General features: G+C 67.0%; 8 protein-coding genes and 1 pseudogene. 3 read left to right on the forward strand and 6 right to left on the reverse strand.

The features are described 5' to 3' along the window. Together mutS and G3N92_RS27365 are read left to right on the forward strand one after the other, a co-directional pair. On the forward strand, window positions 1–1469 hold a 1469-nt coding region (gene mutS / locus G3N92_RS27360), incomplete at its 5' end, for a DNA mismatch repair protein MutS (RefSeq protein WP_206130712.1). Then, window positions 1453–2745 (forward strand): hypothetical protein, encoded by a 1293-nt coding sequence (locus G3N92_RS27365; RefSeq protein ID WP_241015049.1) that lies wholly within the window; start codon window positions 1453–1455, stop codon window positions 2743–2745. The genes mutS and G3N92_RS27365, both read left to right, overlap by 17 nt. Before the next feature lie 64 nt (window positions 2746–2809). On the opposite strand, the gene G3N92_RS27370 is transcribed toward G3N92_RS27365, so the two are convergent. Next, entirely contained in the window at window positions 2810–3355 is a 546-nt protein-coding gene (locus tag G3N92_RS27370) for a peptidylprolyl isomerase (RefSeq protein ID WP_206130713.1), read from the reverse strand. 33 nt (window positions 3356–3388) lie between these two features. Here G3N92_RS27370 and G3N92_RS27375 point away from each other — a divergent pair, with 33 nt between their 5' ends. Beyond that, window positions 3389–4603: a cupin domain-containing protein gene (locus tag G3N92_RS27375; RefSeq protein WP_206130717.1), complete on the forward strand. Its 1215-nt coding sequence runs from the start codon at window positions 3389–3391 to the stop codon at window positions 4601–4603. A 341-nt stretch (window positions 4604–4944) separates the two neighbouring features. Here G3N92_RS27375 and G3N92_RS35385 read toward each other — a convergent pair whose 3' ends face one another. The 5 genes and pseudogenes from G3N92_RS35385 to G3N92_RS27395 form a co-directional block, all read right to left on the reverse strand. After that, window positions 4945–5079: a hypothetical protein gene (locus tag G3N92_RS35385; protein WP_277396198.1), complete on the reverse strand. Its 135-nt coding sequence runs from the start codon at window positions 5077–5079 to the stop codon at window positions 4945–4947. Window positions 5080–5233: 154 nt separating this feature from the next. Beyond that, a complete protein-coding gene (locus G3N92_RS27380) occupies window positions 5234–6010 on the reverse strand; it encodes an MBL fold metallo-hydrolase (protein WP_206130714.1) in 777 nt (258 codons plus the stop codon). A 4-nt stretch (window positions 6011–6014) separates the two neighbouring features. Then, the gene (gene bamC / locus G3N92_RS27385) at window positions 6015–7160 is read right to left on the reverse strand and encodes an outer membrane protein assembly factor BamC (RefSeq protein WP_206130715.1); all 1146 of its coding nucleotides are present in this window, start codon (window positions 7158–7160) and stop codon (window positions 6015–6017) included. A gap of 109 nt (window positions 7161–7269) precedes the next feature. Continuing rightward, complete coding sequence (gene dapA / locus G3N92_RS27390; protein WP_206130716.1) at window positions 7270–8172, reverse strand: 4-hydroxy-tetrahydrodipicolinate synthase; 903 nt, start codon at window positions 8170–8172, stop codon at window positions 7270–7272. A gap of 44 nt (window positions 8173–8216) precedes the next feature. Continuing rightward, window positions 8217–8592, reverse strand: a pseudogene (locus tag G3N92_RS27395) (SAM-dependent methyltransferase); the annotation flags it as partial.

The following is an 8592-nucleotide window of genomic DNA, read 5'->3' on the forward strand; positions in this document are numbered from 1 at the left end:
TGCTGGCCCGCCTCGAAGCGGCGCTCGAGCCGCCGGCCGGCTGCGCCGACCTGCTGACGCGCGCGATCGCCACGGAGCCGTCGGCGATGGTGCGCGACGGCGGCGTGATCGCACGCGGCTACGACGCCGAGCTCGACGAGCTGCGCGACATCTCCGAGAACTGCGGCCAGTTCCTGATCGATCTCGAGGCGCGCGAACGCACGCGCACCGGCATCGCGAACCTGCGCGTCGAGTTCAACAAGGTGCACGGCTTCTATATCGAGGTCACGCGCGGCCAGACCGACAAGGTGCCCGACGACTACCGCCGCCGCCAGACGCTGAAGAACGCCGAGCGCTACATCACGCCGGAGCTGAAAACCTTCGAGGACAAGGCGCTGTCGGCCCAGGAGCGCGCGCTCGCGCGCGAGCGCTCGCTGTACGACGCGCTGCTGCAATCGCTGCTGCCGCATATCGAGGCATGCCAGCGCGTGGCCGCGGCGCTCGCCGAGCTGGATCTGCTCGGCGCGTTCGCCGAACGCGCCCGCGCGCTCGACTGGGTCGCACCGCGCTTCTCGGACGAAATCGGCATCGATATCGAGCAGGGCCGCCACCCGGTGGTGGAAGCGCAGGTCGAACAGTTCATCGCGAACGACTGCCGGCTCGCCAACGAGCGCAAGCTGCTGCTGATCACCGGCCCGAACATGGGCGGTAAATCCACGTTCATGCGTCAGACGGCGCTGATCGCGCTGATGGCCTACGTCGGCAGCTACGTGCCGGCGAAATCGGCCTGCTTCGGCCCGATCGACCGGATCTTCACGCGCATCGGCGCGGCCGACGATCTGGCCGGCGGCCGTTCGACCTTCATGGTCGAGATGACCGAAGCGGCCGCGATCCTCAACGACGCCACGCCGCAAAGCCTGGTGCTGATGGACGAGATCGGCCGCGGCACCTCGACGTTCGACGGCCTCGCGCTGGCCTGGGCGATCGCGCGCCATCTTCTGTCGCACAACGGCTGCTACACGCTGTTCGCCACGCACTACTTCGAGCTGACGCAGTTGCCGGCCGAATTCCCGCACGCGGCGAACGTGCACCTGTCGGCCGTCGAGCACGGCCACGGCATCGTGTTCCTGCACGCGGTCAACGAAGGCCCGGCGAACCAGAGCTACGGCCTGCAGGTCGCGCAACTGGCCGGCGTGCCGCCCGCCGTGATCCGCGCCGCGCGCAAGCACCTGGCGCATCTCGAACAGCAGTCGGCGGGCCAACCCACGCCGCAGCTCGACCTGTTCGCCGCGCCCGCGCCGCTGTACGACGACGAGCCCGACTACGACACGCCCACCGCGCGCGACACGCCGCCGGCCGCGCCGCATCCGGCGCTCACGCGCCTGCGCGAGATCGATCCGGACAACCTCAAGCCGCGCGAGGCGCTCGATCTGCTCTACGAGCTGCAAACCCTCGCCGCCCGGCAAGCGGACGATGATCACGCCCACTGACCTTCGGCCCGCGCGCAGCCCGCGCCGCCACACTTGCCGGCGCACGGCGGCGTGGCTGCTGCTGGCCGCCGCTGCCGCGTTGGCCGATCCGGCGGGCGCGGCGCCCGCGGCCGTCGCCGGGCATGTCGCCGAGCGCGGTTTCGCGTTCGCCGTGCTGTCCGGCATGATCGACGGCCCGGCCGACGATCCCGGCATGGCGCGCATGTTCGACGCGATCTCGCGCGATCGCGCCGTGGCGTTCGCGATCTACGACGGCAACCTCAAGGGCGCGCGCGAAGCGTGCCGCGACAGCGTGTACGACAACCGCTTCGCGATCCTCAAGGCCGCGCGCGTGCCGGTGTTCTACGTGCCGGGGCAATTCGACTGGGCGGCGTGCTCGCAAAAAGGCAACGGCGGCTACGACGCGGTCGAGCGGCTCGATTATCTGCGCCAGACCTTCCTGTCGGATTCCGAATCGTTGGGCGCGACGCCGCAGCCCGTCACGCGCGAGAGCGAGGTCGCGCGGTTCCGCCCGTTCCGCGAGAACATCCGCTGGACGCAGGGCGATACGGTCTTCATCGCGCTGAACGCGCCGTCGCCGAACAACCGCTATCTGACGGCCGGCGGGCGCAACGGCGAATTCGAGGATCGCGCGATCGCCAACGCGTTCTGGATCGATCACGCCGCCGAATTCGCGAAGCGGCGCAATGCCCGCGCGCTGGTGATCGCGATCGAAGGCGATCCGCAATTCGATCGCTACGAACACGAGCGCTTCGCCTGGCTGCGGCTGAGAACGCGCGCGCGCGACGGCTTTCTGGAATTCAAGCGCTCGCTCGTGAAGGCGGCCGCCACGTTTCGCGGCACGATCCTCGTGATCCATGCGGGCAGCGAGGCGCTGCGCGGCGGCTTCCGGATCGATCAGCCGCTGCACGACGAGAAAGGCGAGCGTGTGGAAAACCTGACGCGCATCGCGATCGCGCCGCGCGAGCGGCTCGTGCAATGGATCAAGATCACGATGAATCCGGCCGGACGGCCGATGTTCGGGGTGGGCCTGCAAGAAGTGCCGGCCAACCTGCCGGTGCCGCCCGCACTGCCGGCCATGCCGCATGAAGATGTGCCGCTGCCCGAGATGCCGGAAATTCCGGCGCTGCCGGAGTTGCCCGATCCGGCCTCGGCGCTGGGCGGCGTGCCGCCGCAGCCGGCATCGATCGGCGTATCGCCGGGCACCGCGGCGAGCGGCGCCGTGCCGCCGCTGTATCCCACGGCGCCCGCCTCGGCGCCGGGCAGTTACCGCTGAACGTCGCGCCGCGGGCCGGGGCAGGCGCACATGAAAAAACGCGGGCCTCGGCCCGCGTTTTCAATTAGTGCAGCGTGTGGCCTTTCGGCTCCTCGCCTTCTTCGTCGTCATCGTCCTCGTCGACGATTTCCAGCCCTTCCGCGCCGTGCGCGTGCTCGTGCTCGATCTCGTCTTCGGTGGCCGCGCGCACGTCCTTGACGCTCAGCGTGAAACGCAGCGCCATGCCGGCGAGCGGATGATTGCCGTCGAGCACCACCTTGTCTTCGGCGACGTCGGTAACGGTGTAGATCAGCGAATCGACTTCCTCGTCGCCGTCTTCCGGCGTGCCTTCGAACTGCATGCCGACTTCGAGCGGCTCGGGAAAGCGGTCGCGCGGCTCGATCTTCACCAGCTCGGGATCGTAATCGCCGAACGCGTCTTGCGGCTCGAGCTGGATCTGCGTCTCGTAGCCGGCTTCGTGGCCGTCGAGCTGTTCCTCGATCTTGGGGAACGTGCCATCATAGCCGCCGTGCAGATAGACCATCGGCTCGTCGCTTTCTTCAATCAGGTTGTCCTGCGCATCCGACAGCTTGTAAGCGACCGATACGACGGTGTTTTTTGCGATTTTCATCCAGATCTCCCAATTCCAAGCCGCATTATACCGATGTCCCAACGGTCCGAACCCGAAGCGCCCGGCGGCGCTCAAAGCGCGTCCGGCGCCCCCCGCCCCGACCAGCCGACGCCCCTGCTCGGCAACCTCACGCCGGCGCAATTCATGCGCCGTTACTGGCAGAAAAAGCCGCTGCTGATCCGTCAGGCGATCCCCGGCATCGTGCCGCCGCTCACGCGCGAGGCGCTGTTCGAGCTGGCCGCCGACATGGACGCCGAATCGCGGCTCATCACCCATTTTCGTAACAGATGGCAACTGGATCACGGCCCGTTCGAGGCCCGTGCGCTGCCATCCGTGAACAAGCGCGAATGGACGCTGCTCGTGCAAGGCGCGGACCTGCACGACGATGCCGCGCGCGCCCTGCTCGAGCGCTTTCGCTTCGTGCCCGACGCGCGTCTCGACGACCTGATGATTTCGTATGCGACGGATGGCGGCGGCGTCGGCCCGCATTTCGATTCGTACGACGTATTTTTGCTGCAGGTGCACGGTAAACGGCGCTGGCGCATCGGCGCGCAAACCGACCTGAGCCTGCGCGAGGATCTGCCGCTCAAGGTGCTCGAAAATTTCGCGCCGACCGAGGAGTGGGTGCTGGAACCGGGCGACATGCTCTACCTGCCGCCGCACATCGCGCACGACGGCATCGCCGAGGGCGAGTGCATGACCTGCTCGATCGGCTTCCGCGCCCCGTCCGCCGGGGAGTTGACGGGCCAATTCCTGTATTACCTCGCCGAGCGCGGCGCGCTGCGTCACGGTGCGCGCGCCGATGCGCTGTATCGCGATCCGCGCCAGCCCGCCGTCGATCGTCCGGCGCAATTGCCGGCGGCCATGGTGGAGAAAGTGGAAGCGGTGCTGAACGGCATTCGCTGGACGCCGCGCGAGATCGAATCGTTCCTCGGCAGCTACCTCAGCGAACCAAAATCGAACGTGGTGTTCGACGCCCCCGACGACCCGCTGGACGAAGACGATTTCGCGGCCGAAGCCGGCCGCCTCGGGGTTCGTCTCGACAGAAAGGCGGCGTTGATGTATAACGCGCGCTCGTACTTCATCAATGGCGAAGAAAATCCGCTCTCCGGCACTGCAAAATGGCTGCCGGAATTGGCCGATCGACGCTGTTTGGGGGCGAAACGCTTTGTAACACACTCCCGCCACCCGCTCATGACAGCGCTGCTTCACGAGTGGTATTGTGCGGGCTGGATCAAACTGGGATAAGTGCTGTACGCTTGCCCCGGCACGACAACCCATATCGGCTAAAACCTGTATGGGAAAGACAACGTATTGACCCCGCATTTGTCGACGGTCGATAGGAAAGTGCATATAATTTCCGCCCAAGCCGTAGGGAAGATTCACGCTCTGGCAGTGCGTCCAGCGCGTCTCCACCAGCGGCCCGAGTCGGTGTTGGAGCACATTACCGGTATTGTTTCGCGCTGTTGCTTACCTTTAACCATAAAAGGACGTGATCATGAAGAAATCCCTCCTCGTAGCTTCCCTGTTGGCCGCTGTTGCTCTCGCTGCTTGCAACAAGAGCTCGGACCAAGCTGCTTCGTCGGCTGCTAGCGACGCATCGGCAGCAGCTTCGGCTGCTTCGTCGGCTGCTGCTGCCGCTTCGGACGCTGCTTCGAGCACGGCTGCTGCTGCGAGCGACGCTGCATCGGCTGCTGCTGCTCCGGCTTCGGACGCTGCCGCATCGGCTGCTGCTCCGGCTTCGGGCGCAAGCAACTAAGCAAGACTCAGCTCACGCTGATACGAAAAACCGGCCCTGGTGGCCGGTTTTTTCATGCCCGCTCGCTGTGTCGTCGCAACCAGCGGGCGTACGCTCCGGCGCCTGCGCGCCCCGCTGCCCTACCCGACGCTCAGCCACCCGAAGCCGTCGTCCTGCGACGCCACCGTCACGTCCTCCCGCGCGCAATCGAGCACGGCCGCAAACGCGGCCTGCGCCAGCTCGGGCAGGTTGTTCTGCTGGCTCAGATGCGCGGCCACCAAGTGCCGCAAGCGCGAACGATCGAGCGAGGCCAGGATCTCAGCCGCCGCCGCGTTGCTGAGGTGACCGTGCGAACCGCCGATGCGCGCCTTCAACGAGGCCGGATAGCGGCCGTTGGCCAGCATCTCGACATCGTGGTTCGCTTCGAGCACGAGCGCATCGCAACCGTTCAGGACGCTGCAGAGATGCGGCGTGGACATGCCCGCATCGGTCAGCACGCCAAGCCGTGCGCTGCCGTTGGAAAACACGAATTGAAGCGGCTCGCGCGCATCGTGCGGAACCGTATAGGGATGGATGTCGAGATCGCCGATGGCGGTGGCGTCGCCGCCCCACATCACATGGAGATCGACGTCGGCGGTATCGGCGCCCACCGCGCGCGCGGTGCCCCAGCTCATGTATAGCGGGATGCCGAAACGCCGCGCCATGGTCAGCGCGCCGCCGATGTGATCGCTGTGTTCGTGCGTGATCAGGATCGCGTCGAGCTCGCCCGAGGCGAGCCCGACCCGCACGAGGCGGCGATCGATTTCTTTCGCTGAAAAACCGCAGTCGAGCAGGACGCGCGTGGTGGTGGTGCCCGACGACGCCTCGACAACGAGCGCATTGCCCTCGCTACCGCTGCCGAGGCTCGTGACTCTCACGCGCTCAGTTCAGTTGCGTGTGGAGCAGCGTGATGATGCGCTGCGCGTCGGTCGAGTTGTCGGCCTGGCCGTTGGCATCGACCACGCCCACTTGCGTCTTCGCGTCGCCGAGCGGGCGCACGCTGACGAAGTACTCCTTGCCTTGCTTGGCAGCCTTCGCATGGCCGTAGAACAGCTTGCCGAGCAGGCCGTCGCCCTTCAGCTCGTCGGCCGAATTCGCGTAGCGGACCATGTACACGCCCTTCGCGCGATCGCGGTTGTCGACGGCGAAGTTGGTGCGATCAAGCGCGAGGCCCACGCGCAGCCAGGCGCGATCGATGGATTCGGCCAGATCGAGCGTCGACACGCCCGTGCTGGTGTCCACCACCGTGGCCGGCGCCGTGGCAGGGCGCGCATCAGTCAGCAGTTGCTTGGCCTGGGCGTCGGTCAGCCCGAACTTTTCCATCAGCTTGGCCAGGAACACGGCTTCGAGCACCGGGTTGCGCGGACGCTCGACCCAACGCGACGAATCGCCGCCTTGCGGGCCCGTCAGCACTTCTTCCATCGCGCTGTGCGTGATCGAGATGTCGGTCGTGCCGTTGCCGCCGCGCGTGACGAGCGTGCGGAAGCTGTCGCGCGTGCCCGACGAGTAGGCGAAGTCGATCACGCGGCCGATCGTGCGGCGGAACCAGTCGTCCGGAATGTTGGCGCGGTTCTCTGCCCAGTCGGTGCTCAGGATGCCGGTTTGCGGCGCGTCGGTTTTCAGGGCGAAGCCGTTGTCGGCCCAGAATTCCTTCAGTTGCGGCCACAGCTGTTCCGGCGTGCGGCCGTCGACCACGAGCCAGCGGCGATCGCCGTCGCGCTCGATGTGCATGCCGTACGGATCCTGCGCGCTCGGCTGCCCTTCCGTCGAATTGCCCGCGGCCGTCACGGCGCGCTGCGGCAGCGAACCGAGGCCCGCGTTGGTCGGCGGCGCGACGTAGGACGGGCTGACCGCCACGGCCGTCAGATCCTTCGGCACGGCCAGCGGCGGCGCCGAGCCGGTCGACTTGTAGTTGACGCGGTCGGGCGCGAAATAATCGTTCAGCGTGTCGCAACCGGCCAGCGCGCCAAGCGCAAGCGCCACCACGGACGCCTGGACGGCGCGAGAGGAAAAGGCGAAATGTTTCATGAAATCCTTCGTCTTGCTAAACGCGTGACACGCGCGATGCCGGCGGGCCGGGGAGAAATCAGGTGGGTCGGGAAGCACGGACGGCCGCGGGCGCGGCCGTCCGGATCGGTCAAACGATGCCGGCTTCGCGCAGCGCGCCGCGCACGACATCGTGGAAGCGCTCGTCGAGCGGCGTCAGCGGCAGGCGGATGCCGCCGCGAATCTTGCCCATTTCCTGCAGCGCCCATTTCGCGGGAATCGGGTTCGCCTCGGCAAACAGGTGCTTGTGCAGCGACAGCAGCTTCATGTGGATCTCACGCGCGGTTTTCGCGTCGCCGGCGATCGCGGCGCGGCACAGCTCGCTCATCGCGCGCGGCGCCACGTTGGCCGTGACCGAGATGTTGCCGTGGCCGCCGAGCAGCATCAGCGCGATCGCGGTGGGATCGTCGCCGCTGTAGATGCCGAAGCCCTGCGGCGCGGCCTTGATCAGATGCGCGGCGCGCTCGAGGTTGCCGGTGGCGTCCTTCACGCCGACGATGCCCGGCACCTCGGCGGTACGCAGGATCGTTTCGTTAGCCATATCGGCCACCGTGCGGCCCGGCACGTTGTACAGGATCACCGGCAGGTCCACCGCTTCGGCGATCGCACGGAAGTGGCGATAGATGCCTTCCTGCGTCGGCTTGTTGTAGTACGGCACCACCTGCAGCGTGGCGTCGGCGCCGACCGACTTGGCCTGGCGCGACAGCTCGATCGCCTCGGCCGTGGAATTGCCGCCCGCGCCCGCGATGATCGGGATGCGCTTGGCCGCGTGCTCCACCGCCGTCTTGACGGTCAGGATGTGCTCGTCGACCGACAGAGTGGCCGATTCGCCGCTCGTGCCGACCACCACCAGCGCATCGGTGCCTTCTTCGATATGCCAATCGACCAGCTTGCGGAAGGCCGGCAGATCGAGGCTGCCGTCTTCGAGCATCGGGGTCACGATCGCGGGCATGCTGCCGCGGAATTGAATGCCGTCTTGGGTGCCGTTAGCCATGAAACGCAATGAAAGTAAACTCAATAAACGTCGATTGTAGCGGATTACCCGACCAGTCCGTAACGCGGGAATCCCTCCCCCTGCTCGCACACCGCGCAGATCCGCTGGACGAAGGCAGGCCGCCCTTCGTCGGTGAAGCCGTCCTCGAACGCGATCACGCGCAACGCGCCGCGCACGGCGTCGAGCAATTCGCCCGGCGTGAGCAGGAATGCGGGATTGGACGGTTTTCCGAGCGTTTCGTTGCCGCGCGCGAAAGTTTCGTAGAGCAGGATGCCGCCCGGCGCCACCGACGCCACGAGGCGCGGCAGCAGCGGGCGATGCAGATAGTTCGTGACGACCACCGCCGCGAAGCGCGCATCGCCGGCCAGCGGCCACGGCGCGCCTTCGAGATCGGCCTCGCGCGCCGCGACGCCACCGATG

The sequence above is a fragment of the Burkholderia sp. Ac-20379 genome, from assembly GCF_017104645.1.
GTDB lineage: Bacteria > Pseudomonadota > Gammaproteobacteria > Burkholderiales > Burkholderiaceae > Burkholderia.

Coding starts and splice junctions, on each gene's coding strand:
- G3N92_RS27365 (WP_241015049.1), top strand. CDS start 1,453: ATGATCACGCCCACTGACCTTCGGCCCGCGCGCAGCCCGCGCCGCCAC.
- G3N92_RS27370 (WP_206130713.1), bottom strand. CDS start 3,355: ATGAAAATCGCAAAAAACACCGTCGTATCGGTCGCTTACAAGCTGTCG.
- G3N92_RS27375 (WP_206130717.1), top strand. CDS start 3,389: ATGTCCCAACGGTCCGAACCCGAAGCGCCCGGCGGCGCTCAAAGCGCG.
- G3N92_RS35385 (WP_277396198.1), bottom strand. CDS start 5,079: ATGCGGCAGCGTCCGAAGCCGGAGCAGCAGCAGCCGATGCAGCGTCGC.
- bamC (WP_206130715.1), bottom strand. CDS start 7,160: ATGAAACATTTCGCCTTTTCCTCTCGCGCCGTCCAGGCGTCCGTGGTG.
- dapA (WP_206130716.1), bottom strand. CDS start 8,172: ATGGCTAACGGCACCCAAGACGGCATTCAATTCCGCGGCAGCATGCCC.